The organism is Enterococcus mundtii (genome assembly GCF_013394305.1).
Taxonomy (GTDB): domain Bacteria; phylum Bacillota; class Bacilli; order Lactobacillales; family Enterococcaceae; genus Enterococcus_B; species Enterococcus_B pernyi.
The window spans coordinates 1,260,001-1,284,822 of the sequence record NZ_AP019810.1 but is presented as its reverse complement, the minus strand read 5'-3'; the positions used below and the strand labels follow the sequence as shown (position 1 = coordinate 1,284,822).

The window sequence follows — 24,822 nt, the reverse complement described above, 5'->3', positions numbered from 1 at the left end:
TTGCAAATGAGACTGGTTTGGAGCAACATGAATCCGAACTTAATTGATTGGAAAAACAACTTGTGTCAATAATTGGTTTTCCGGTGTATCAAGCGGATTACTTAGATAGTAATCATAATAAACGCCTGTACTTTCCAAATGATTTTCTTGGAGATAAACCAGCATTGCCTCGTATGTTGCCTCAAGTGTGGCGTAAGAACCTTGATGTGTGGCGATAACGGCTTTTCCACCATACGTTTGACTCATATACACCTCATCACTTGCAGAAATAGCTGTATTGATAGGAATCCCTAACTCAATGTCAAAGATGGTAAAGTCTTCGTTGCTATTCAGATAAGCGCAGTAGGGGGCGCCAATCAGTTGGGCACCTTGTTCAGCAACAGCGTTCATCAATTTTTCATAGCCAGTATCTATTGCAACGGTCATGTTCTCCATAGTAACAGCAGTCGCTTTGGTTGCTACAGCAATTTGTGACGAAAGGTTAGTTATTTCAATATTCATATGAATGATCTCCTTGATATTTTTTATATACATACTAATGTAAGTCTAGCATGTATGCGCTTACTGTCAATTCATATTTTTGATAGAAACAGAAAAAAACTGAGAATTGGGCTCGTATTAAGTTCCCAATTCTCAGTTTTTTGTTTATGACTATTTTCAAGTGTTTACCATAGTCCCGGCAATGCTTGTGCAATGATTTTTTCTTGTGTAAATGGATGGGGCATATGGAGTTCTAACGCATGGAGCATCAAACGTTTCGCTGACTTCGTTTGATAGAGCGGGTCACCAACAATGGGGTGGCCTTGATTTGCTAAATGTACACGGATTTGGTGGGTTCGTCCTGTATCCAAGACACAATAGACATTTGTTTTATCTGCCGAAAATTCGGCGACTTGGACATGTGTGATGGCTGGTTGCCCATTTCTTGGATCAACCACTCGTTTGCGACGATCATGACGATCTCTGCCGATTTTGTCTGTAATTGTTACATCTTGAGAAAGTTTACCCCAAACAACGGCTTGATAACGGCGGTAGATTTTTTTCTGTTCCAACATTCTACCTAAAATAGGTAAAATAAAAGGATTTTTAGCAAATAGAACAGCTCCACTCGTTTCCTTGTCTAATCGATGAACGACATATGGACGTTGCTTTTTTTGATTTAAGTAAGCAGCCAGATGATTCAATAACGTATTCGTTTCTGTCGGTTCATTCGGATGCGTTTTGATACCGACTGGTTTGTTGACGATGATCAAGTGCTCATCCTCATACAACACGCTGACTTTTGTTGCTTCCCCCAATTGGATCTCTTGGTAACTATAGTCAGTTTCCTCAAAGTGCAAAGTGATTTGATCTCCAGCTTTTGCTTCGTGATGGAATAAAACAGGTTCGCGATTCAATAAGACGTTTTTACGTATACGTAAAAAGTGTCGGACTTTTCTTGGTACAAGCCACTCATTTTCTAATAATTCTCGAATCGTCATGGTTGGATGAGATTCAGGTAACGTGATTGTGATGTCCACATGCTCACACCTTTCATTGAAATTCAGATTCATTGTAACATTTTTAACAGATATTTAAGAAAAAAATGGAAAAATTCCTTCACTTCATATGCTAAACTATCCACATTGTGAATAAACAAAGCGTACACCTACATCTCAAGCAGGACGTCACGCATAATTAGTTATGTTAAAATGAGAAGAATGAGATCAATAGACAGGAGAAGAAGTGAATGGATTTTCAGAGCATGTTAAGAAGAATAAAAACTGCGCTCATCAGTTTTTGGCGATGGATTAAGCCTTACCTCGGACAATTCCATCGATGGCGTAAGCGCATTTGGAAAAAATATCATATCAACAAGTTGATTTTACTGATCGGACTGATCTTCGTATTGATCACGAGTATTTATCTATTTGTATTAGCAAAACAAGCGAATGTTGAAACACTGAAATCTGGTTTGAGTCAGTCGACCGTGATTTATGATAAAAACAACGAAGAGGCGGGGACGTTGTATGCACAAAAAGGGTCTTATGTGGAGTTAGATGCGATTTCTCCACTGATCCAAGATGCCGTTATCTCGACCGAAGACCGGAATTTTTATCAACATCCTGGTTTTGATATCAAAGGGATTGCCAGAGCAGCAGTAAGGATGATCACATCTGGTGGTACAGGCGGGGGTGGCGGAAGTACCATTACCCAACAGTTAGCCAAAAATGCGTATCTTACACTAGATCAAACGTTTGACAGAAAAGCGAAAGAACTTTTTCTAGCGATTGAGATCGAGAAGAAGTACAGCAAAGAAGAAATTTTAACGATGTATCTGAACAATGCCTATTTTGGTAATGGGGTTTGGGGTGTACAAGATGCATCAAGACGCTATTTTGGAGTGGATGCTAACAATGTCACGCTGTCTGAAGCTGCTACGTTAGCGGGGATGTTGAAGGGTCCTGGTATCTACAACCCAATCGATCATCCAGAAAATGCCAATAATCGGAAAAATACGGTGTTAAGCGTGATGGCAGACAATGGTAAAATCAGTGAAGAACAAGCAACTGCTGAGTCTCAGACGGACATCACACACTATTTGAATGATACGTATACTGGTTCGGAGTCTGGTTATCGTTATCCTTATTATTTTGATGCAGTGATTGATGAAGCGGTTAGTGAATATGGCTTAGATGAAGCAGATGTCATGAACAAAGGCTATAAAATCTATACGTCATTGAATCAGAATTATCAGCAACAACTAGAAGCGACTTATCAAAATGATGCGTTATTCCCTCCAAATGCGACAGATGGTGCCATGGTCCAATCAGGTTCAGTTGCACTAGATCCGAAAACAGGAGGGGTTGCAGCGCTCGTTGGTCGACGTGGGGAACATGTCTTTAGAGGATTCAACTTTGCAACGCAGATGAAACGCTCACCTGGTTCATCAATCAAACCACTCAGTGTGTTTGCACCTGCGTTAGAAGCTGGCTATACACCGTCAAGTATTCTTGAAGATAAACCACAATCTTATTATGATGCACACAACTTTGATGGGACCTATCAAGGGGAAGTACCGATGTATCAAGCAGTTGCTCAAAGCTTGAATTTACCAGCTGTGTGGCTACTTCATGAGATCGGTCTTCAAAAAGGCTTTGATAAGACAAAAGAATTTGGCTTACCTTTAGCTGATTCAGACAAGTATTATGGGTTAGCGTTAGGTGGTTTGAAAAATGGGGTATCTCCTATGACTATGGCGGGGGCTTATGGTTCATTTGCCAATAATGGGAAGATGTATACACCGCATTTGATCACCAAGATCGTTGACTCTACTGGAGCAGTCATCGTTGATAATACCAATAGTAAACCAAAGCAGGTCATTTCCGAAGAAACGGCGAATCAAATGACCAGCATGTTACTAGGTACGTTCTCTAATGGAACGGGTGTTGCAGCGAATCCATATGGTTATACGGTGGCAGGGAAAACAGGAACGACAGAAACGAATTTTGATGCTACAAAAGCGAATGACCAATGGATCGTTGGATATACACCAGATGTAGTCATATCTACTTGGTTGGGATTTGAAGAAACGAGTGAACTTCACTATTTAGAAGGTACAAGTGGCAATGTGGTGGGGAAAGTCTTCAAATCAGCAGCAGAAGGCATCTTGCCTTACACCGAGCAAACAAGATTCAATGTTGCGGATGCCTATGCTACCGGCGGTCAAGTCGTCCCAGCAGATCAAGTACCAGATAATTCACAAACCAATGAAGAGAATCAGGGGAACTGGCAAGACAATTTAGATCGTTATGGCGAACAAGCAAAAGATGGCCTAAGGAATTTTGGCGATATGCTGAGAGAAGGCGTACAAGGTATCGGTGATGCAACACGAGATCTATGGCGTCGATTCCAAGGAGAGTAGGCACTTTGAAAACAAATCACCTCATGTTACAATAGAGTTTATTAAATAGAAGAAAAGAGGCCGTCGTATGTCAAATATTTATGATAGTGCAAATCAAATCGAACGTGAGATTCGTGAACTAAAAGAATTCAAAGAGCTAGAAGAAGCTTATGCAAAAGTAAAAGCGAATGAAGAAGCACACCAACTGTTCAAAGATTTCCAAGCGATGCAGATCGAATTACAAGAAAAACAAATGAGCGGACAAGAATTCAGCGATGAAGATGCTGCCAGAGCGCAAGAAATGGCAATGAAAATCCAAACAGAAGAAGTCATCAATGACTTGATGCAAAAAGAACAAGGGTTCAGCACGATCATCAACGATTTAAACCGTATCATCATGACACCAGTACGCGACTTGTACAGCGAATAGTCACCAACAAAATAACTTTCTGGCATGAAATCTCTAAAGGATTTCATGCCAGTTTTTTTATGAAAAACAATTTTTTCTTTCAGAAGAAAAAGTGATGGACAGGCAAGGATCATCCTTTGTTATCATTAAGTTGCAGAAAGGCACCGATAAACAAACGAGAGGATGTGAACCTATGCCAAAGAAAATGACGATCGAAATTACCGCACCTATTAAAGAATTGAATGTTACGAAACCTTTTGACTTAGCCCTTTTCAATCAATTTATCCTACATAAACGAACAAAAGAGTTACTACAGACACTAAAAAAATTGAAACATCAGCTTGTCGAAGATTCATGGGCCTATGATAAAAATTTTCGTTGGGTATCCACAAAAACGCATTTCGAGCATTATCAAAACAGTTTGATCTGGGCAGAAAAACTGGATCGAGTCATATATCAGCGGTTAACAGAAAAACAAAAGAATCACACGCCTTTTGCTCTTCTTTCATTTATGGTAACTCATCGCTATATTCACGAATATGCACGTTATACAGTGAAAGACCAACGAATGATCTTCCAAGAAATCCGCCAAAGTCTACAAGTAGAAAACAAAGATCTTTTTATGTTTGAAAAATTAAAAGAGGGCGTCAGCTTGGCAATTACGGCTAGAAGACCTTCATTAGCGGAAAAACAAAAGAATAATGATCGAACACAAAGCCTTTGATCGTATCATTGAGTCCTAATTTAATAGACAAAACAAAAACTTAAAGCATATTGTATGCTTTAAGTTTTTGCTTTGTCTGGGTAAAATTGTAAATCCTTTGAATCAAGTTTTAGATATGAGGAGTATCAAGATAATTTACTAATGGAAGATCAGTTTCTTTTAGTAGTTCAACGACGAGTTGAGCGACTAAAGCAGCGCCTTCTGGACTAAAATGAGTGTTGTCACAAAGTCCTGAGGGATAATTTTCATAAGTATCAACTGGTAAATGCAAGTAGAACTTTTTTGTTTCTTCTTGCGTATACTGTTGAAGAGTTGCTTGTGAACGAGTGAAAACATCCAAAATGGGGTAGTTATTTTTTTCTGCGAATTGCCTCATTGCTTTTGGATATTCTCCTAAGCAGTTCGGATCTAATTGCCCATTTTTCAAGTAAAGGCGTCGCGTGACAGGGGTCAAGAAAATTGGCTGTACATTTGAGGATAAGGCTGTTTGTGCATAGATAGCAAGTGCATCTATATACCCACCATATGGTTCTGTTCCTTTTGCTTCAGTGATTTTTTGGTCGTTGTGGCCAAACTGGATCAGCAAAAAGTCCCCCGCTTGAAATTCTTCTTTCAAGCGAGTGAATCGTCCTTCTTCAATGAATGATTTTGAACTACGGCCATTTTTTGCTTGATTGTTTACCCGAATCTTAGGCTGGAAGTATTTACCAAGAACTTCTCCCCAGCCGGTTTCTGGTCGAGCAGTCATGTGTTTGATCGAAGCAGTGGAGTCGCCTGCGATATGGATCGTTTGCATAGTCATTCTTCTTCCTCAAAAAAACCGAAATAGTTTCGCGCATTTGTATAACAGATATCTTCCACTAAGGTTCCTAAAAGATGGATGTCTTCGGGCGCTTCACCTCGTTCCACGATTTCACCGATCAGCTCACAGAGAACGCGTCGGAAATACTCGTGTCGTGTATAAGAGAGAAAGCTGCGAGAATCCGTCAACATACCGACGAAATTTCCTAAAACACCGCCATCAGCAAGTTGTGTCATCTGTTCACGCATGCCTGCTCGGGTATCGTTATACCACCAACCAGAACCGAGTTGAAGTTTTCCGGCGGTTTCCTTTTGAAAGCAACCCATCAGAGCAAGAAGTAAGGGATAATCATTTGGATTGAGTGAATAAAGGATTGTCTTTGGTAATTGACTGGTTTGATCGGCATGATCCAATAACTGTTGCAGGTGGCTGGTTAGTGGTTGATCGTTGATTCCGTCATAACCAGTATCTGGCCCTAAGCGTGTGAATGCTTGGGTATTGCAGTTACGATAAGCATGGAGATGCAACTGCATCGTCCAACCATGCGCATGATATAAAGTGATCAGCCGGTTGAGTGTTTCCGTTCGATAAGCATCAATTTCTGTTTGTGTCAGTGTTTCTTTCGTCAATGCTTTCTGGAAAATCTGTTCAAGCTCATTTTCCGAAGCTGTATGATAGGACAAGCGATCTAATCCATGATCCGATAGGCGACAGCCATGCTGATGGAAATAGTCGATCCTTTGACTCAATGCGGTGATCAAAGAAGTGTAATCAGCGATTGGTTTGCCAATTACGTGAGACAATTTTGACAACCATTCAGAAAACCCCTCGTGGGTGAGATTTAACGCAGCATCGGGACGGAATGCTGGTAATACTTTGAGATCAGGTTCTTCTTTTGCCAATAATTCGTGATAAACTAATTCGTCGATGGGGTCATCTGTTGTGCAAATGACAGTCACCTTCGCATTTTTCGCCATCTCTCGTCGCCGAAACGCTGGTTCAGCTAAACGTTTATTTGCTTGTTCCCAAATGTTAAGGGCATTTTCTTCATTGATCAGTAAATCGATTTGGAAGAAACGTTTCAATTCAAGATGTGTCCAAGTATACAAAGGATTGCCTATGATTTTCGGCACCGTTTGACACCAAGCATAAAATTTTTCGTAATCTGAGGCGTGACCAGTGATTTTTTCTTCAGGAACCCCGCAAGCTCGCATCAAACGCCATTTGTAATGATCGCCACTCAACCAGGCTTCTGTCAAATTAGTGAAAGGTTTGTTCTCATAAATTTCTTTTGGTGATAGATGACAGTGATAGTCGATGATCGGCATTTTTTCAGCAGATGAATGGTACAGTTTTTTTGACCATTGATTGGTTAATAAAAAATCATCAGATAAAAACATTTACTTCACTTCTTTCAATTTCAGATTAGGTAGTGATAAGAAAAATCAAAGTGTGACACCATTTTTAAAAATAGCTAGTTCTCTTACGTCGTTGGCTTCATTTTTTGTCTCTTCTCCGCTCGCAACACGGATGATCTTATCGATAAATAAAGGTAAGACCTCTGCCATGGATTGAGTCAATAATTCACCAGCATCAAAGTCCATCCAATGTTGTTTTCGTTCGAATAAAGGTGTGTTAGTTGATACTTTCAGCGTGGGAACATAAGAACCAAAAGGTGTTCCTCTACCTGTGGTGAACAAGACGAGTTGACAATCAGCAGAAGCTAACGCAGATGCGGCAACAAGGTCATTACCGGGTGCCTCCAGTAAACTCAGCCCAGTTTTACGTACTTTATCACCATAGGCTAACACATCGACTACCGTTGAATTTCCTGCTTTTTGGGTGCAACCAAGTGACTTGTCTTCTAAGGTAGAGATACCGCCTGCTTTGTTTCCAGGAGAAGGATTTTCATAGACTGGTTCATTATAAGAGAGAAAATATTGTTTGAAATCATTGATCAAACGAACGATCGATTCAAAGACTTCTTGATTTTCTGCTCGTGCCATCAGTACTTGTTCGGCACCAAACATTTCAGGCACTTCCGTCAAGATCGTGCTACCTCCTTGTGAAATCAAATAGTCAGAAAAGGCACCTAGCAATGGATTGGCAGTAATCCCTGACAATCCATCCGAACCACCACATTTCAAACCGATCGTTAGTTTATCCAGAGGAACAGGAACACGGAAATCTCTTCGTGCGATTTCTGCTAATTCTTCAAGTAATGATACGCCATGTGCTATTTCATCAGTGACATCTTGGGCAGTTAAAAATTTTACTCGTTGTTTGTTATATTTATTTAAACTAGCTTTTAATTCTTGTATCGTATTATTTTCACAACCTAATCCAAATACAAGCACACCGCCAGCATTCGGGTGATGGATGGCATCAGCTAAGATCTTTTTCGTATTCTCATGGTCCTTACCTAGTTGAGAACAACCATAAGGATGTTTTAAAATCGTGAGATGATCGAAAGGATTGTCAGCTGCATGCCGTTTTTTAAACTCTTGGATGATCAATTCAGCAATTCCATTGACACAGCCAACGGTTGGAACGATAAAGAGATCATTGCGAATCCCAGCTTGTCCGTCTTCACGAAGATAGCCTTGAAAGGTGCGATTTTCTTGTGGATAGACGATGGGGCGTGATTTTGGTTGGTATTGGTAGCTTTCCTCACCAGAAAGATTTGTTTTGATATTATGCGTATGTATCCATTGCCCCGCTTTGACATCCGTCAAGAGATGACCAATCGGATAGCCATACTTGATCACATCAGTCCCTGCGCTCAAATCAGACAAAGCAATTTTATGGCCTAAGGGGATTTCTTCAAAGGTAGTTAACGTAACATCATCGAAGCGAAGTGTTGTATTCGTTGGAATCGTGGTAGTAGCTACGACAACGCTGTCCTGTGGGTGTAATTGGATGATTCGAGTGGAGAAATCTGGATCAGTCATTTTTTTCATCCTTTCAATTCATGTAATACGTTACGAATGCCTTTTTGATCGATCTCTTTCACGTAAAGTGAAACTGTTTCTGTTAAATCAGGAAGTACGGATAGATCTTCGCCCCAAAGCGTTGGATTTTTCAATAGTTGAAGGACAGCAGTCTCTGGCTCAGCCCAAGCTTCAGCGAAGCTAGCGAGTACCATAGGGTCATCGTTTACCTGGATTTTCGAATGATCGGAACGATAAAGCAAGATCAAGGCAGCAAATGAGACAGTCAGGTAGGAAGGGAGCGCTTCCCTTTTTTCAATGTATTTTTTTAGAATAGGTAGTAATCGTGTTTGAAATTTGGCAACACTGTTCAAAGCAATCGCATGTAATTGATGATGTGCAAAAGGATTTAAGAACCGTTCGTTGATTTGTCTAGCGTACGCCAGCAATTCTTCTTCGGGTAAGCGTAACATTGGGATCAATTCACTAGTCACTAATGTGTTGATGTAATCGGATAGCAGAGGATCTTTCATGACTTCTTCGACTGTTGAGACGTTTGACAGTAGACCAATCGGCACCATTGCAGTATGAGGACCATTGAGTAGATGGACTTTCCGCTCACGATAAGGCGTCAAATCATCAGTCAAAACAACATTCAGACCTGCTTTTTTCAATGGTAAGCGTTCATTCAATTCCTCTGGTGCTTCGATCACCCACAACATAAATGGTTCAGCTTTGACCAACAGTTGATCGTCATATCCCAATCGTTGGTGCAATTCATCGATTTCATCTCTCGGGAATCCAGGAACGATCCGATCCACCAAACTGCAATAAAAATGATTTTCTTGGTGTAGCCAATTGACAAATTTTGTTTCAAGCTGCCAATTTTTTGCATACTGTAAAACGAATTTTTTTAAAAGCTCTGCATTGCGATCAATCAATTCGCATGGGATGATCGTAAGTCCGTTTTTATTCATTTTGAATCGATGATACAAAAAGGCAGTCAATTTTGCGGGGAAGCTTGTTGGAGGGATATCATTTCGAGTATCGGCTTCATGATAACTAATACCAGCTTCTGTCGTATTAGAAAAAACAAAGGCTAATTCATCGATTTCTGCCAATGCGAGGAATTCTTGCCATTGCTCGTAAGGGTTGAGCGTACGGTCGATCACAGTGATCGGCTCTGTCGTATCGATGACTTTGCCATCAATTAACCCTTGAAGTAGAACCGTATAGAGCTGATCTTGTTCAGCCAGCTTGTCACTTAAGCCGTGAGCTAGTGGCTGGACGATTGCAACATTTCCTTGATAGAGTCCTTGATTGTTTAACTGCTGAAGTTGCCAATCAACGAATCCTCTCATAAAATTTCCTTCACCAAACTGTAGACAAGTAATTGTAGCTTGGTTTTTAGGGTATTGCTTTTTAGTTAATCTTTCCATCGAATGATTTCCTTTCTGTGAGACAAAAATTTTATGATAAAAATCTCTGGAACGAAACGAGAATTATCAATGCTTGTTATTTTTATGACGGTTTCATGCTTCTTTTTGACAGATTTTATGTTTTTTTTTGTAGCTAAATCTATTTTTGATTTTCATGCTAGGTTCAATTTTTTTGGTAGCGCATTCATCGTAATATGAATGGAAGGTTTAGTCAATATAGCTTGCTATCGTTAGGTTTTGCTCTTTCAAAAAAACTTATGTTTTTAAATAGTAGTATGTTAATCTGAAAGAGTGAAGATACTCATTGCTTTAGAAGATAATCAATTTTACATAAAATGTAAGCCTTTTAATTCTGGAGGGGGAGAAAGCTAAATGAGGAACAAAATGTTGTTTTATCAAATGTTTATGCCGCTTTTTATTATCGGTGTGGTACTGGTCGTTGGCTTTAGTTTGTTTATCTATACCAACACCTATGAATCGATTGAAGAGAACTACTTATTAGATAAACAAAATCTATTGAAACAAATCAAAACAAATGTAGAATGGAAGTTTCGGACGATTGAATACTCTTTCGCTACATACGGCTCCACTAAAAACTTCTCCGAAATATTTCAATCTCCTTTGAATCATACCGACTACACTATTTATTCCGAAGTACGAAAAGAACTTAATTTTATTGAAACGATCGCAATGGAGGAAAATGCGTTCAAGTTAGTCAGCCTAGAAGGCGGTTGGGGTGTCGTGAATGGGTCGCTGAATCAACTATCACCACAAGAAGTGACTGATTTAAAAGCCCAGTACGTCCATCAGGATCAACAAGTTTTTTGGACGAAACAACCAGATGGAATTGAAATGGTTGTTGCATTACCTAAAGCAGTCAGTGAAAAGTATGCGCTAGGTTTTGCTTCGATCGACCATCAGGCACTGAAACGAATCATTGAACGAAGCAATGAAGACCGCTTAACGATCTATTATGGAGCAGAGATACTTTTTACTGATGCTGAATCATCAAGAGAAGGGATGATAACAGTCCAAAATATCGAAGCGAATGTACCAACAGTGGTTCAAAGAAATGGTCGGAATTTCATCTTGCTCCAATCTGATTACAATCAATGGCAGTATCAATTAGAGATCGATCCTGCAACTATAGGTACGACTGTCCGAAACTTGCAAATCGGATTAGCTACTGTATCCTTTACTTTGATCATTTTAGTAGGGGGCTTGTCCTATATCTTTTCTGAGCGATATGTTCGTCCTATCAGCCAGATTCAAGACCGATTGAATCTTCATTCGGAAGGCTTATCTGGAAAGAAACTAGAGAACGTTGTTCAGTCAGTGAGCCAAGTAATTGGTGAAAATGAACTATTGAGTGCAAATTTGATTACTCAGAAACCACAACTAGAAACATTATTTGTCTTGAGTCTCTTTAGAAATCGTGTGGAAAAACGGGAGTTGGATCAACGGTTACGGCAGTTCAACTACGACTCGCAAAATGAATGTTACTATACAGCAATCGTGCAGATCGATCTTTTAGAAGACAGCCATGGAGGAGAACGAGATTTATTGCTATTGGCTATCAACCAAATGATTGCTGAGATCGTTCCTAAAGAAGAACGAATGATTCCTATCGTGCTAAACGAAGAAATGCAAGCAACGATTTATCGAATTCCTAAAGAAGAAGAATTCGCGAATAAAAAAGTAATGGATCACTGTCGTCAGATCCAAAAAATGATTCAAGAATATCTCAAATTGACTGTTAGCATTGGGATCAGTGAATGTTTTACTACGCTCAATGACAGTAAGCAATCTGTCGACCAAGCGAAAGAAGCCTTATACCATCGGGTAAACACTGGACCAAATTCAATTGTGTTCTACCATGAAATCATCTCAGAGCAGCAGGAGAAGACATTGATCAAATATCCGTTGAAACAACAAAATCGTTTATTTGAAGCCATCCGTTCAGGAGACGAACACGTCAGTCACCTTCTTCACGAATTGATCATTGAGATGTTCACTCAAAATAAAAATCGATTGAATCGAGAAGTTGTAGCTATTCGGTTAGTCAATGAATTTGTTCAGTTGGGACAACTATTGGGTGTGAATATTACGCAGTTTGAAGAATTGAAGCAAATATATGTTAAGGTATTACATACTTATCATTCTCAAGAACTTGAACAATTGCTGTTAGAACAATTTGTTCAACCAATCACAAAAAGTGCTCAAGAAATCACGGAGCAAGAGTTTAAATCGTTATCAGAAAAAATGATCCATATCATCTGTAGCGAATACGATCGTGATCTATCACTAGACATGGTGGCAGACCGTCTGCACTATAATCCTAACTATTTGAGTAATGTGTTCAAGAAAGAAACCGGTGAAAACTTTGGAGATTTCATTCAGAACTACCGCTTAGAGATCGCTAAGAAATGGTTGAAAGAAACGACGTTATCCGTGAAAGAAATTGCAGAAAGACTCAAATATCGTAACTCACAAAACTTTATTCGCTTTTTCAAAAAGAAAGAATCCGTCACTCCTGATGAGTACCGTAAGAAAAACCGTTGAGGACAACTTAGTGAACGTCGATCATTAAAGTCCTACATAAGTTACTTAGGAAAAATAGTTGTTTCGATTGCGAGAAATAGCACGATCTTTGAAAAATGAATTTTTCTTAGATCGTGCTATTTAAATGAATAATTATTTTTACGCGTATCTTTAAGTGTGAAAGGGTCAACCTTTGACAGAGCCGACCAATGCCCCTTTCACAAAGTACTTTTGAACAAACGGATAAGCAACCAACATTGGCACTGTAGCAATTACAATGACGGCCATTTTGATCGTCTGTGCCGGCGGGATGATATCGACAGCACTACTTTCTGCTTGCATTCCACTTGACACGATCACAATTTGACGTAACAAGATTTGGATCGGCCATTTTGAGGAATCGTTAATGTATAAAATCGCCGTCATATAAGTATTCCAATAGGTCACAGCATAAAAAAGTGAAATCGTCGCAATAGAAGGTAAAGCAAGAGGCAACATAATTTTGAAAAAGACCCCAAAATCAGTACAGCCATCCATTTTGGCAGATTCTTCTAAACTATTAGGTAAAGCTTGAAAAAAGTTACGCATGATGATCATGTTCATGGCGTTGACAGTTACAGGTAGGATCATCGACCAGTACGAATTGATCAACCCCAAAGAGCGCACCACTAAGAATGTCGGGATCATTCCACCACTAAAGAGCATGGAGAAGACAACCATAAAGTTAAAAAAGCCTCGCCCAAAAAGATATTTACGTGATAATCCATAGGCCATCAATGAAGTCACGCACATGCTGACGACTGTCCCAAGCCCAGTAACACCAATAGAAACAGCTAAAGCTCGAAAAATCGTTGGTGTAGATAAGATGTAACGATAGGCATCTAAAGAAAACGTAGTCGGGAAAAGGATGAATTTTTTTGCTACGACTTCTTGTGTAGAAGCAAATGAAGTGGCGATGATATTTAAAAACGGTACGATACAGATCAAAGCTAATAATAGTAGAAAAATAGAATTAAAAATCGTAAAGCTTTTTTCTCCAAGCGAAACCTTTTTTTTCATTTAGAGAGAACCCTTCTTTAAACCATAAGTATTTTTGTACCTCCAATCTATCATCTGCTTGAAATTACGTACATAATCATTTTTTAGGGAGGGTAAATCAGGAGGTTTCATATAGATGGAACGGGCATTTCCTAAAAAATCAAACAGATGAAGCAGAAAAGTGATTAATCAAGTGATGATCGCCAGTTACCTACGTCAGTGAAAATGATTATATACGGAATCACTTTTCTTCCTTTATGCTGTGGATAGCGAATAAAGTCACACAATGTTTAACAAGGAGGGCTTATGGAGAGTGTAAAAAGAGAGCTAGGTTCAATTACTTTATCAAAAAAGGAAGAACGAACAAAAAGAAGAAGGAAGACGATTGCTGGAATCAAAACGAATAAATTTTTGTACTTGATGATTCTTCCAGGAATCCTTTATTTCATTGTTTTCAGATATTTACCTATGGGTGGCTTAGTGATTGCGTTCCAAGACTATCAACCCTATCTGGGGATTCTGGGGAGTCCTTGGGTTGGTTTCAAGCACTTTATTCGTTTATTTACTGAGCCAACATTTTTTATGTTGTTGAGGAATACGCTGATTTTGTTTGGACTGAATATTTTTGTCTTTTTCCCAATGCCGATCATTCTGTCGCTTCTATTGAATGAAGTAACCAGCAAGCGATTCAAGAATAGTATCCAAACAATCATTTACATTCCACATTTCATGTCTTGGGTCATCATCGTCTCGATCACCTATGTTTTTTTAAATGTGGACGGTGGAGTCATCAATGAATTTTTGGCCAGTATTGGGTTAGATAAAATAAGTTTTTTGACATCACCTGATTGGACACGAACAGTCTACATTGGACAGGTGATTTGGAAAGAACTCGGTTGGTCAACAATCATTTACCTTTCTGCGATTACCGCAGTAGATACGCAATTATATGAAGCAGCCGAAATAGATGGCGCAGGACGTTTACGTAAGACATGGCATGTGACATTACCTGCGATCCGTCCAGTGATCATTACCTTGTTGATTTTGAAAATAGGTCAAACACTTGACCTAGGATTTGAGCATATGTACTTACTACTCAATTCGTTGAATCGCAGTGTGGCAGAGATTTTTGATACATATATCTATACTGCTGGATTGAAAAATGGACAATTAAGTTTTAGTACTTCAATGGGCTTGTTCAAAGGTGTAGTAGGCTTGTTTATGGTCATACTTGCGAACAAGGTAGCAAAAAAACTGGGTGAAGACGGTGTGTACTAGAAAAGGAGCAAACAGATGTTGCAAAAGTTAGAGAGTACAAATAAAAAATTAATCAGACTCCTGCAACTCATTTACTTAAATTTTTTGTGGGGAATATTAGTTGTTTTGGGTCTCGGACTATTCACTTTTGGTCCAGCGTCTTACGCAATGGTCTCAGTAATCCGGGAGTGGTTACGCTCATCTGAGGATTTTCCACTGACACAGACGTACTTTCACTATTTTAAAGAAAACTACAAAGAAACGTTGTTGATCAGTTGGTTGTATTTTTCAGTTGCTTTCGTCTTATACGTAGATCTTGCCTATATCCAAAATTGGTATTTACGCGTTGTGATTTTGGTCATTAGCTTTTTTTACGTGTTATCTGCACTATATATTTTCCCAATTATGGCCCATTACCAATGGCAAGGGATGTTTTATAAAATCAAAATGGCTTTTTTATTCGGTTTTTCTCAGTTACATTATTCACTCGTTTTACTGTTGATCATTATTGGCAGTTAAGCGATAATTATTCGCTTGATGCCGGGTATGTTGACGTTCATGGGGAGTAGCTTCTTCTTTTTTGCCATCACTTGGACAGCGGTGCAACTATTTGATCGTCTTAAAAAGAAAGAAGTAGCAATAGATAAAAATACATTCAGTGAAGGAGAACAATTATGAAGAAAAAAACGTTAGTAACAGCAGGGATCGGTTTACTCAGCATACTTGCTTTGTCAGCTTGTGGCAATGATTCAAGTGACACATCCGCAGATACAGAGGATGGGAAAACGCGAATCACGTGGTTGAACATTTTACATACAGCTTCACCACCTAATGATACGATCGTTGATAAAATCGAGGAGAAAACCAATACAGAATTGACGTTTAACTGGATTCCTGATGCGTCAAAAGAGGAACGGTTGACCACTGCATTAGCTTCAAATGAGCTGGGAGATATCGTGACACTACAAATTGCTATGCTAAAAAATTCCTCTGTACGAAATGCATTGAAGTCCGGTGTTTTCTGGGATGTGTCTGATTATTTAGCTGACTATAAAAATTTAAGTAAAATATCAGAGGATCGAATCGAAGCGGCAAGTATCGATGGTGCATTGTATGGCGTACCTATGCAAAAAGACTATGCCCGTGCAGGTTTAGTTATCCGGAAAGATTGGTTAGATAATCTAGGCTTAGAAGTACCAGATACATTGGATGAACTTTATGAAGTAGCAAAACAATTCACAGAAAATGATCCAGACGGCAATGGTGTCGATGATACGGTTGGTTTTGGCGATCGCGCGCCAAGTGATATCCGTTATACAAGCTTCAAATTATTCACTTCGTATTACGGCGCACCAAATGGTTGGAAAGTAGAGAGCAACGGGAAATTTACTCCCGAATTTGATACAGCTGAATATAAGAAAGCGATGGATTTTTCTAGAGATTTATTTGAAAACGGTTACTTAGCGCAAGACTTTGCAGTGACTCAAAAGACAGACCAACAGGAACAATTTGCACAAGGTAAGACAGGGATCTATACCGGGATGATCGATATCAAAAACCTAAAAAATATGGGGAAAGATATTCAACCAGAGATGGAGCTTGTGCCAGTAAATAAAATATCAGATGGTGAAGATGGGGATTATCATGTGTGGTCAGAAGGAAATGGCGTAGGGGGATTATTGGCATTTCCTAAATCCTCGGTCAAAGATGAAGCACAATTGAAGAAATTACTTCAGTTTGTCGATGATTTATTAGAAGAAGATATGTATAAATTGATGACAGGTGGTATTGAAGGAACACATTACCAATTGCAAGACGATGGCGCAATCGAATATATCGACATGGACCTTTGGCAACAGGAAGTGCAACCATTGTCTAGTTCAAGACCAAGTGAAGTCACATTTTCGTTTAAAGATGCTGATCCAGAGAAAGAATTATCCAATCAATTAGTCAAGGAAAATGAACAGTTTGTTGTGTTAGATCCAACGGTTCCATTAGATTCAGAGAAAAACAATGAAGTCGGTTCAGAAATCGAAAAAATCATGATCGATGCAACTGTCCAATATATTATGGGACAAATAGATGAAGATGGATTCAAACAAGCAATCAGCAATTGGCGTGCCCAAGGTGGCGATCAAATTGCTGAAGAATACGAAGAGGCTTATAAAGCTGCACAGCAATAGTAGATATATCAAGAAAGGGCTGTAACCTTTCCAACCGCAACCCTTTCTCTCTTAAAATGATTGATTGGAGGAAGAAGATTGAATTGGTCAGAGAAATTAGCAGATAGTATTATGGCGCGTACACCCTATTTGTATCTAGATAAAGGATATAAACAAAAATGGTCTTATGATTATGGCGTTGTTTTGAAAGGATTTCAGTTGTTATGGCTGAAAACAAAGGAGAAGAAGTACTTAGACTTCATCCAAACAAACATTGATTACTTCGTACAAGAAGATGGATCGATCAAAGGCTATGAATTAGAAGAATACAATATCGACCATATCAATACCGGAAAACTGTTCTTTATACTCTATAAAGAAACAGGAGATGAGAAATATCGCAAAGCAGCAGAAACTTGCGCCAAACAATTGTTGAATCACCCACGAACATCTGAAGGTGTATTTTGGCATAAGGCAATCTATCCTTGGCAAATATGGTTAGATGGATTGTACATGGGAGCGCCTTTTTATGCGGAATATATCCAAACCTTTACGTCGAAAAAAGACTATCAAGATGTTTTATGTCAATTCGAGATCAGTTATCAGCGATTGTTCGACTCAAAAACGAATTTATTGTTCCATGCGTGGGATGAAAAAAAGGTCCAACCTTGGGCGGATACAGAAACTGGATTATCTCATCATTTTTGGAGCCGCTCAATTGGTTGGTATTTGATGGCGTGTGTTGATACTTACGAGTTGTTGCATAAAGAAGTGGATTGTCGATTATTGGGGCGGATTCTGACATCCACATTAGAAGCATTGTTACCTTATCAATCAGAAACTGGCACCTGGTACCAAGTAACAACCGAAACGAACCGTAAAGGTAATTATCTAGAAGCTTCAGGAAGCAGCATGTTCGTTTATGCGATGGCAAAGGGGATTCGCATAGGAATATTGGAGAAGGAAGTGTGGTTTCCTCAGTTGAAAAAATCTTATCAAGGCTTATTTGATGAATTTGTTTTGGAAACAAAAGAAGGCTGGTTGAATCTGAATAAAAATTGCCAAGTTGCAGGTCTAGGCGGGGCGGACCAAAGAGATGGTTCTTATGCCTACTATATTAGTGAGCCAATCGTATGTAATGATCAAAAAGGTGTTGGGGCTTTTTTGCAAGCCTTAGTAGAAGTGGAAGGTGTATCTAGGTGATAAATATTTTAAGCTTAGGTGCCTCAGTCGATATACTCAACACGACGGTGATCCAACAAGCCATTGATCAAGTAGTAGAAGCAGGTGGGGGAAGAGTAACCATTCCAAGTGGGCAGTTTTTAACGGGGCCATTGTGCTTGAAAAGTAATGTGGAGTTGTATCTTTCTCCTGGAGCAGTATTGAAATTTACAGATGACCCAGCCCAGTATTCAGCCATTTTATCCAGCTGGGAGGGGGTACCTAAAAAGGTCTATGCTTCATGTATCTATGCGCAACATGCAGAAAATATTGCTGTCACTGGTTTAGGGAAATTAGATGGTAGTGGTCCTAACTGGTGGCGCATTTTTCGAGAGGAGCATGAAACACTTGAGTACCCGCGACCAAAATTGCTTGGTTTTGATCATTGTCGACGAGTAACGATTCGTGATATCCAGTTGGTCGACTCACCAAGTTGGACGATCCATCCGAATCATTGCCAAGATGTGACTATCGATCACGTAGTCATTTGTAATCCTGCTGATTCGCCGAACACAGACGGTATTGATCCAGAGTCTTGTCATAATGTGCATATCAGTAATTGCCATATTGATGTGGGCGATGACTGTATTGCGATCAAAGCAGGGACAGAGGATGTCGTTAATAAAGTGCCTTGTCAAAATATCACGATCACTAATTGTACGATGGTACACGGTCATGGTGGCGTAGTTTTGGGCAGTGAAATGAGTGGCGGGATTCGGAATGTAACGATTTCGAACTGTGTATTCCAACAAACCGATCGTGGAATTCGATTAAAGACACGCCGAGGTCGAGGTGGAATGATCGAAGATGTCCGAGTAACTAATTTGATCATGGATCAAGTACTGTGTCCGTTTGTCATCAATCTTTATTATTTTTGCGGGCCTCGTGGCAAAGATCCTTATGTCTGGGACAAGGAAGTGTATCCAATCGATGAGCGAACGCCACAAGTTCGACGTGTTCATTTTTCATCGATCACTGCTCGAAATGTTCATGCTTCCGCGGGATTTATTTATGGTCTAGCAGAACAAGCGGTTCAAGACATTTCTTTCGATCATGTCGATATATCAATGGCAAAAGATGCAAAAGCGGGCGTGCCAGCTATGATGACAGGTTTAGAACCCATGCGCCAACAAGGATTTTATGTGCGGTTTGGTAAGCATATTTCTTTCCAGCAGATCACGATCGATCATCATGAAGGACCAGCAATCATGATTGAAGATTCGGAAGATATCGAAATTAAACGTATGCGATCGACAGAGTTGGATAAAAAGAATGTATCTGTTATAGAAGGAACTTAAATAAAATGGAGTTGATCGAGTACTTAGGGAAAGACGCACGTTGCTTGAGACCGAGTGGTAGCTGTTTATCACAAAAAATCATCGATGATCAAGTAATTGAGTATTATCAATTGATATTAAATGATCTTGAACCTGTTTCTGCCATTTATGTTTATCCAGTAAAAAAGAAGGAACCTTTGCCTGCTGTGATCTATCTGCATTCACATGGGGGTGATTTTTCACTAGGAAAAAGTGAATTACTAGCAGGTGCATCCTATTTTGTAGAACCTTCGTTTGCAAAGGCCTTGACGAGTATGGGGTATGGTATATGGGCGATTGATGCTTGGGGATTTGAAGAACGCGGCGGAATTGCTGAAAGTGAACTTTTTAAGCGATTCTTATTAACAGGACGAACACTTTGGGGAATGCGGATCTTTGATGTGCTAAGCTTGATCGACTACTTGGAAACACGAGAAGATATTGACACACAACGTATCGCAACGATCGGGTTATCTATGGGTGGACTATTAAGTTGGTGGACAAGTGCATTGGATGAACGTGTGAAAGTATGTATTGACCTAGCTAGCCAAGTAGAGGTTGAAACACTCTTGAAACATCAAATGTTAGACTACCACGGTTACTATTATTATGTTCCTGATTTATTGACGGAGTATACGACCCTAGCTATTCAGCAAAAAATTGCTCCTCGTAAACGCCTCACTATAGTAGGGAAAAACGATCGAATGTGTCCAACAGAAGGCGTCTGTCGCTTGAATAAACAGCTAGATTTGTATTATCAACAATTGGGAGTGCCAACGAATTTTCAAGGATACTCTTTAAATGGTGGACACTTTGAAACACGTGATATGCGAATGAAGTGGCAAGCATTTTTAAAGGAGTACCTATAATGAAGACAGAAATCGTGATCGACCCGATTCCAAGAAAAGCAGACTATCAGACCATTCAAGCAGGAATTGCTCATCTTAGCTCATTGCCGAATTACGTAAAAAAGACCATGATCATTCGAGAAGGGGTCTATCATGAATATATCGAATGTCGGCTGTCAAATTTCCAAATGTTTGGACAAGGAGAAGTAAAGATTGTTGGATGCCGTTTTGCGAAACAAACACTTTCATCTGGTGAAGCAAGAGAAACATTTCGAACCGCGACACTATTTCTTGAAGGAGAAAATATTCGTCTCGAAAATATACAAATCATCAATAACGCTGGTGCAGGAGAACAAGTAGGTCAAGCAGTCGCGCTATTCAATTATGCCCATCAAGTCCAGTTGATCAATTGTCGGTTGTGCGGGCAACAAGATACATTATGCACAGGACCGTTGCCTCCGATTCAAAAAGATGGTCGCCCATTTTTTACCCCAGTGTTAAAGGAGCGTAAGTATTGTCGGCAATCTTATGAACGATGTTGGATCGAAGGGACGGTGGACTTTATTTTCGGTGGGGCAGATGCGTTGTTTTACCGCTGTTTCATCCACAGTTTGGTTAGTTCTTCTAATGGTTATATCACAGCCGCTTCAACGGTAAAAGAACAAGAACGAGGTTTTCTTTTTTTTAGGTGTGCAATCATCGCAGATTACGAGGCACCTTCTATCTATTTAGGTCGACCTTGGCGTCCGTATGCTCAGGTGACATTTGAAGAGTGTGATGTAGGAGCGCATGTCTACCAAAGTGGCTGGCATGACTGGGATGAGAAACAATACAGACAAACAGCACGCTTTTATGAAAAAAATAATAGGTATCAAAGGGGAATTTGTCGCGAATCATGGGTTACTGTGGAAACGGAGGTCGATTAGATGACGAAAAAATGGGAAATAACTTTTGGCTTGATCGGTGGGTCTACCGCTTTGTTGTTTTTTGGTGGGATTGCTGTGACCTTCAATCAAATGTCTCTTTCAAATTTCCGAGAAACATACCAAGCTCTCTCATTAGAGGGCTTTGGTAGTGTAAAAGAAACCTTTGAGTCACTACGGAGCATGACGGGGGTGTTTAACGTTAGCCTATTCCTCTCATTGGTTGGGCTGTGTCTGGCTCTTTATCTATCGTTGAAGGGAAAAGCAAGTCCGATGGCGGCACTCATTTATTTGATTTCAGGAGTCCTGCTGTTGTTCGGTACACAATTCATTGCGTACCCTTTTGTCTTTTTCTATCTATTAGCAGCGGGTTCAAGTATGTATCGCCAAAAAATAGAGCAAAGGTGTAGATCAAATGTTTCAAAGTAAAGTAGTCAATCCAATCATTCGAGGATTTAATCCGGACCCGAATATTTTGAAAGTGGGTAGTTCTTATTATGTGATCGTTTCTTCTTTTGAGTGGTTACCAGGTATTCGTGTATATGAATCGACAGATCTGATTAATTGGGAACATAAAACAGATATTTTAACTGATCAAGTATCGTTAAAGGGTCATCCAATCAATGGAAGTATCTGGGCGCCACAAATCAGTTACTCAGCTGGGCGATTTTATCTTATTTATACAGAGGTTAAAAGCGTAACACGTCCTTTTAAAGACACCCACAATTACATGATGATCGCAGAGGATATCAATGGACCTTGGGAAAGTCCAATCTATCTAAATAGTAGTGGTTTTGATCCCTCGCTTTTTCATGATCCACGTACAGGTAGGAAATGGCTTTTGAATGAAATCTGGGATTTTCGACTAACTACACCTAATAAATCAGCAGGGATCGTCATTCAAGAATATGATGCAAAACAAAAACAACTAGTCGGGTCGATTCACACGATCTTTACAGGAACCGAACTCGCAAAGACCGAAGCACCTCATCTTTACTATGTCAATGATTACTATTATTTGCTGACTGCTGAAGGTGGTACTGGTAGTGGACATGCTGTTACCGTGTGTCGTAGTCGTGATTTGTTAGGACCATACAAAGTCGATCCCCAAAATCCAATGTTGACAGCAAGTGGTTATCCAAGCTCAAGTTTACAATGTGCGGGACATGCAAGTTTAGTTCAAACAGAATTCGACAGATGGTATATAGTCCATCTTTGTACTCGCCCTATCGAAGGTGTTGCTATCTTAGGTAGAGAAACAGCTATTCAAGAAGTGTATTGGACGGAAGACTATTGGTTGCGGATAAAAGAAGGAGGAAATGAACCAAGAGAGATCGTCACCATTCCAACACAAGAGAAAGTGATCCAAAAGATCAATGCTTGTTTTTTTGATGATTTTGCAGGTGAAATGAAAAAAAGTTGGAACGCTCGTCGTTGTTTACCAAACATAACTTGGTGCGATTTGACTAGCCGATATGGCTATCTAAGAATGCTCGCAGGAGAATCACTGCAGTCAACGTTTGACCAACACTTATTAGCGATACGGCAAACAACGTTTTCATTTATTGCACAAACTAAGATGGAATATGAGCCAAAGCACTTCAACCAAATGGCTGGGCTGCTTCTTTTTTTAAATGAAGAAAATTATTATTATTGCTGTATGACCTGGGATGAAAAGATAGGGAAGTGTCTCCGATTACTTAGTGCAGTTGACGGTCATGTTACGATTAGGCCTGAAATTTATCCGCTAAGAGGAAGAGAGACAGTGATTAAAGTAGTTGTTGAAAAGACTTTTGGACAATTTTATGTGAAACGTTCGCAAGACTGGAAAAAAATCGGTGCTGAAATTGATGTGCAGACACTAACAGGTGGTTTTACAGGAAACTTTGTTGGTATTGGTGTGCATGATTTAAACGTAAGAGGAGGGAGCTATGCTGATTTTGATTATTTCAACTATCAGGAAATAGAAATGGAATGAAATAAATAAAAAAAGATTAGGTGCAGTGAAAGTTAAATTTTACCTTGACCAATCTTTTTTTTAATGATAGTATAGTCAACGTTGCTGAAACATGAAAACAATCATGAAATTTGTTTAAAAGTTTTATTGACAATCATAATTCCATGTGATAATATAACGAAGTTGGTTATGAGAGATGAGTTTTTAGATGTTGATTTTATTAAGAAATAAACAAAAAAACATGTTGACAAATAACAAACGGTGAGTTATGATAAGTGAGTTGCTAAAACGATCTCGTGAAAAACGAGTTCAAAAAACTTTTAAAAAATAGTTGACGATCATTCGAGAGTTTGCTAAGATATAAAAGTTGCTAAGGCAATCACAAATGATAAGCTGAGACAGTTGTGTTTCAATTATCACGTAGACCTTTGAAAACTGAACAAAGTAAGACAAACCAAATGTGTAGGGCGTCTTGATTCAATTCAAGACAACAAACATTTTTAACAAGCAAGCAATATGCTAGCAAACAATTGAGCTTAACAAATGAACTATATGATGTTCGAAAGTAAATTTCGAACTACAGTTCCACATCAGCTTTCGCTGTGAGGAACTAGCATATTATGAGAGTTTGATCCTGGCTCAGGACGAACGCTGGCGGCGTGCCTAATACATGCAAGTCGAACGCCTCTTTTCCCACCGGAGCTTGCTCCACCGGGAAAAGAGGAGTGGCGAACGGGTGAGTAACACGTGGGTAACCTGCCCATCAGAAGGGGATAACACTTGGAAACAGGTGCTAATACCGTATAACAATCGAAACCGCATGGTTTCGTTTTGAAAGGCGCTTTACGGTGCCGCTGATGGATGGACCCGCGGTGCATTAGCTAGTTGGTGAGGTAACGGCTCACCAAGGCCACGATGCATAGCCGACCTGAGAGGGTGATCGGCCACATTGGGACTGAGACACGGCCCAAACTCCTACGGGAGGCAGCAGTAGGGAATCTTCGGCAATGGACGAAAGTCTGACCGAGCAACGCCGCGTGAGTGAAGAAGGTTTTCGGATCGTAAAACTCTGTTGTTAGAGAAGAACAAGGGTGAGAGTAACTGTTCACCCCTTGACGGTATCTAACCAGAAAGCCACGGCTAACTACGTGCCAGCAGCCGCGGTAATACGTAGGTGGCAAGCGTTGTCCGGATTTATTGGGCGTAAAGCGAGCGCAGGCGGTTTCTTAAGTCTGATGTGAAAGCCCCCGGCTCAACCGGGGAGGGTCATTGGAAACTGGGAGACTTGAGTGCAGAAGAGGAGAGTGGAATTCCATGTGTAGCGGTGAAATGCGTAGATATATGGAGGAACACCAGTGGCGAAGGCGGCTCT

General features: G+C 39.8%; 21 protein-coding genes and 1 rRNA gene (1 of these 22 only partly in view). 15 read left to right on the top strand and 7 right to left on the bottom strand.

All coding sequences use genetic code 11. The features are described from left to right. Window positions 1-39: 39 nt before the first annotated feature. The gene (locus tag HZ311_RS06105; protein WP_023520468.1) at window positions 40-501 is read right to left on the bottom strand and encodes a GyrI-like domain-containing protein; all 462 of its coding nucleotides are present in this window, start codon (window positions 499-501) and stop codon (window positions 40-42) included. Window positions 502-665: 164 nt separating this feature from the next. Further along, a complete protein-coding gene (locus HZ311_RS06100) occupies window positions 666-1,520 on the bottom strand; it encodes an RluA family pseudouridine synthase (RefSeq protein WP_137072911.1) in 855 nt (284 codons plus the stop codon). A 209-nt stretch (window positions 1,521-1,729) separates the two neighbouring features. Here HZ311_RS06100 and HZ311_RS06095 point away from each other — a divergent pair, with 209 nt between their 5' ends. From HZ311_RS06095 to HZ311_RS06085, 3 genes are all read left to right on the top strand, one after another. Then, window positions 1,730-3,904 (top strand): PBP1A family penicillin-binding protein, encoded by a 2,175-nt coding sequence (locus tag HZ311_RS06095; protein ID WP_023520466.1) that lies wholly within the window; start codon window positions 1,730-1,732, stop codon window positions 3,902-3,904. A gap of 67 nt (window positions 3,905-3,971) precedes the next feature. Next, window positions 3,972-4,313, top strand: a complete 342-nt coding sequence (locus HZ311_RS06090; protein ID WP_010734167.1) for a YlbF/YmcA family competence regulator — start codon at window positions 3,972-3,974, stop codon at window positions 4,311-4,313. A gap of 172 nt (window positions 4,314-4,485) precedes the next feature. Then, window positions 4,486-5,016, top strand: coding sequence for a hypothetical protein (locus HZ311_RS06085; protein WP_023520465.1), 531 nt, complete (start codon window positions 4,486-4,488; stop codon window positions 5,014-5,016). Between the two features lie 109 nt (window positions 5,017-5,125). On the opposite strand, the gene HZ311_RS06080 is transcribed toward HZ311_RS06085, so the two are convergent. Genes HZ311_RS06080 through HZ311_RS06065 form a run of 4 tightly spaced genes read right to left on the bottom strand, consistent with a single transcriptional unit; the run spans window position 5,126 to window position 10,187 of the window. Continuing rightward, the gene (locus HZ311_RS06080; protein ID WP_023520464.1) at window positions 5,126-5,812 is read right to left on the bottom strand and encodes a rhamnogalacturonan acetylesterase; all 687 of its coding nucleotides are present in this window, start codon (window positions 5,810-5,812) and stop codon (window positions 5,126-5,128) included. A 2-nt stretch (window positions 5,813-5,814) separates the two neighbouring features. Next, window positions 5,815-7,218, bottom strand: a complete 1,404-nt coding sequence (uxaC, locus tag HZ311_RS06075) for a glucuronate isomerase (protein ID WP_010734170.1) — start codon at window positions 7,216-7,218, stop codon at window positions 5,815-5,817. A 45-nt stretch (window positions 7,219-7,263) separates the two neighbouring features. Beyond that, complete coding sequence (locus HZ311_RS06070) at window positions 7,264-8,769, bottom strand: UxaA family hydrolase (protein ID WP_137072905.1); 1,506 nt, start codon at window positions 8,767-8,769, stop codon at window positions 7,264-7,266. Between the two features lie 5 nt (window positions 8,770-8,774). Continuing rightward, window positions 8,775-10,187 (bottom strand): tagaturonate reductase, encoded by a 1,413-nt coding sequence (locus tag HZ311_RS06065; protein WP_137072903.1) that lies wholly within the window; start codon window positions 10,185-10,187, stop codon window positions 8,775-8,777. Window positions 10,188-10,559: 372 nt separating this feature from the next. On the opposite strand from HZ311_RS06065, the gene HZ311_RS06060 reads away from it, so the two are divergent. Next, entirely contained in the window at window positions 10,560-12,749 is a 2,190-nt protein-coding gene (locus tag HZ311_RS06060; RefSeq protein ID WP_178946535.1) for a helix-turn-helix domain-containing protein, read from the top strand. A 165-nt stretch (window positions 12,750-12,914) separates the two neighbouring features. Here the strand turns inward: HZ311_RS06060 and HZ311_RS06055 are convergent, their stop codons facing one another. After that, the gene (locus HZ311_RS06055) at window positions 12,915-13,787 is read right to left on the bottom strand and encodes a carbohydrate ABC transporter permease (protein ID WP_023520460.1); all 873 of its coding nucleotides are present in this window, start codon (window positions 13,785-13,787) and stop codon (window positions 12,915-12,917) included. A gap of 285 nt (window positions 13,788-14,072) precedes the next feature. Here HZ311_RS06055 and HZ311_RS06050 point away from each other — a divergent pair, with 285 nt between their 5' ends. The 11 genes from HZ311_RS06050 to HZ311_RS06005 form a co-directional block, all read left to right on the top strand. Next, window positions 14,073-15,044, top strand: coding sequence for an ABC transporter permease (locus HZ311_RS06050; protein ID WP_178946534.1), 972 nt, complete (start codon window positions 14,073-14,075; stop codon window positions 15,042-15,044). A 15-nt stretch (window positions 15,045-15,059) separates the two neighbouring features. Continuing rightward, window positions 15,060-15,542 (top strand): YesL family protein, encoded by a 483-nt coding sequence (locus HZ311_RS06045; RefSeq protein WP_232092504.1) that lies wholly within the window; start codon window positions 15,060-15,062, stop codon window positions 15,540-15,542. 27 nt (window positions 15,543-15,569) lie between these two features. Then, entirely contained in the window at window positions 15,570-15,701 is a 132-nt protein-coding gene (locus HZ311_RS16040; protein WP_269153470.1) for a hypothetical protein, read from the top strand. Further along, on the top strand, window positions 15,698-17,206 hold the full coding sequence (locus HZ311_RS06040; RefSeq protein WP_137072897.1) for an extracellular solute-binding protein: 1,509 nt from the start codon (window positions 15,698-15,700) through the stop codon (window positions 17,204-17,206). Before HZ311_RS16040 ends, HZ311_RS06040 begins: the two co-directional genes overlap by 4 nt. A 78-nt stretch (window positions 17,207-17,284) precedes the next feature. Continuing rightward, a complete protein-coding gene (locus HZ311_RS06035) occupies window positions 17,285-18,388 on the top strand; it encodes a glycoside hydrolase family 88/105 protein (protein WP_010734178.1) in 1,104 nt (367 codons plus the stop codon). After that, on the top strand, window positions 18,385-19,704 hold the full coding sequence (locus HZ311_RS06030) for a glycoside hydrolase family 28 protein (RefSeq protein WP_178946533.1): 1,320 nt from the start codon (window positions 18,385-18,387) through the stop codon (window positions 19,702-19,704). The genes HZ311_RS06035 and HZ311_RS06030 overlap by 4 nt, the downstream gene beginning before the upstream one ends. A 5-nt stretch (window positions 19,705-19,709) precedes the next feature. Further along, window positions 19,710-20,591, top strand: coding sequence for an alpha/beta hydrolase family protein (locus tag HZ311_RS06025; RefSeq protein ID WP_062806091.1), 882 nt, complete (start codon window positions 19,710-19,712; stop codon window positions 20,589-20,591). Further along, window positions 20,591-21,496, top strand: a complete 906-nt coding sequence (locus tag HZ311_RS06020; RefSeq protein WP_137072893.1) for a pectinesterase family protein — start codon at window positions 20,591-20,593, stop codon at window positions 21,494-21,496. Before HZ311_RS06025 ends, HZ311_RS06020 begins: the two co-directional genes overlap by 1 nt. Then, window positions 21,497-21,922, top strand: a complete 426-nt coding sequence (locus tag HZ311_RS06015; protein ID WP_137072891.1) for a DUF4064 domain-containing protein — start codon at window positions 21,497-21,499, stop codon at window positions 21,920-21,922. It abuts the gene before it with no gap. Further along, window positions 21,909-23,471 (top strand): glycoside hydrolase family 43 protein, encoded by a 1,563-nt coding sequence (locus HZ311_RS06010; RefSeq protein ID WP_137072889.1) that lies wholly within the window; start codon window positions 21,909-21,911, stop codon window positions 23,469-23,471. Before HZ311_RS06015 ends, HZ311_RS06010 begins: the two co-directional genes overlap by 14 nt. 595 nt (window positions 23,472-24,066) lie before the next feature. Then, window positions 24,067-24,822: ribosomal RNA gene (locus HZ311_RS06005) — 16S ribosomal RNA — on the top strand (it continues 805 nt past the right edge of the window).

Bases quoted from the DNA above. Each gene is read 5' to 3' on its own strand.
- HZ311_RS06105 (WP_023520468.1), bottom strand. From the start codon at position 501: ATGAATATTGAAATAACTAACCTTTCGTCACAAATTGCTGTAGCAACC.
- HZ311_RS06095 (WP_023520466.1), top strand. From the start codon at position 1,730: ATGGATTTTCAGAGCATGTTAAGAAGAATAAAAACTGCGCTCATCAGT.
- HZ311_RS06090 (WP_010734167.1), top strand. From the start codon at position 3,972: ATGTCAAATATTTATGATAGTGCAAATCAAATCGAACGTGAGATTCGT.
- HZ311_RS06085 (WP_023520465.1), top strand. From the start codon at position 4,486: ATGCCAAAGAAAATGACGATCGAAATTACCGCACCTATTAAAGAATTG.
- HZ311_RS06080 (WP_023520464.1), bottom strand. From the start codon at position 5,812: ATGCAAACGATCCATATCGCAGGCGACTCCACTGCTTCGATCAAACAC.
- uxaC (WP_010734170.1), bottom strand. From the start codon at position 7,218: ATGTTTTTATCTGATGATTTTTTATTAACCAATCAATGGTCAAAAAAA.
- HZ311_RS06070 (WP_137072905.1), bottom strand. From the start codon at position 8,769: ATGACTGATCCAGATTTCTCCACTCGAATCATCCAATTACACCCACAG.
- HZ311_RS06065 (WP_137072903.1), bottom strand. From the start codon at position 10,187: ATGGAAAGATTAACTAAAAAGCAATACCCTAAAAACCAAGCTACAATT.
- HZ311_RS06060 (WP_178946535.1), top strand. From the start codon at position 10,560: ATGAGGAACAAAATGTTGTTTTATCAAATGTTTATGCCGCTTTTTATT.
- HZ311_RS06055 (WP_023520460.1), bottom strand. From the start codon at position 13,787: ATGAAAAAAAAGGTTTCGCTTGGAGAAAAAAGCTTTACGATTTTTAAT.
- HZ311_RS06050 (WP_178946534.1), top strand. From the start codon at position 14,073: ATGGAGAGTGTAAAAAGAGAGCTAGGTTCAATTACTTTATCAAAAAAG.
- HZ311_RS06045 (WP_232092504.1), top strand. From the start codon at position 15,060: ATGTTGCAAAAGTTAGAGAGTACAAATAAAAAATTAATCAGACTCCTG.
- HZ311_RS16040 (WP_269153470.1), top strand. From the start codon at position 15,570: ATGTTGACGTTCATGGGGAGTAGCTTCTTCTTTTTTGCCATCACTTGG.
- HZ311_RS06040 (WP_137072897.1), top strand. From the start codon at position 15,698: ATGAAGAAAAAAACGTTAGTAACAGCAGGGATCGGTTTACTCAGCATA.
- HZ311_RS06025 (WP_062806091.1), top strand. From the start codon at position 19,710: ATGGAGTTGATCGAGTACTTAGGGAAAGACGCACGTTGCTTGAGACCG.
- HZ311_RS06020 (WP_137072893.1), top strand. From the start codon at position 20,591: ATGAAGACAGAAATCGTGATCGACCCGATTCCAAGAAAAGCAGACTAT.
- HZ311_RS06015 (WP_137072891.1), top strand. From the start codon at position 21,497: ATGACGAAAAAATGGGAAATAACTTTTGGCTTGATCGGTGGGTCTACC.
- HZ311_RS06010 (WP_137072889.1), top strand. From the start codon at position 21,909: ATGTTTCAAAGTAAAGTAGTCAATCCAATCATTCGAGGATTTAATCCG.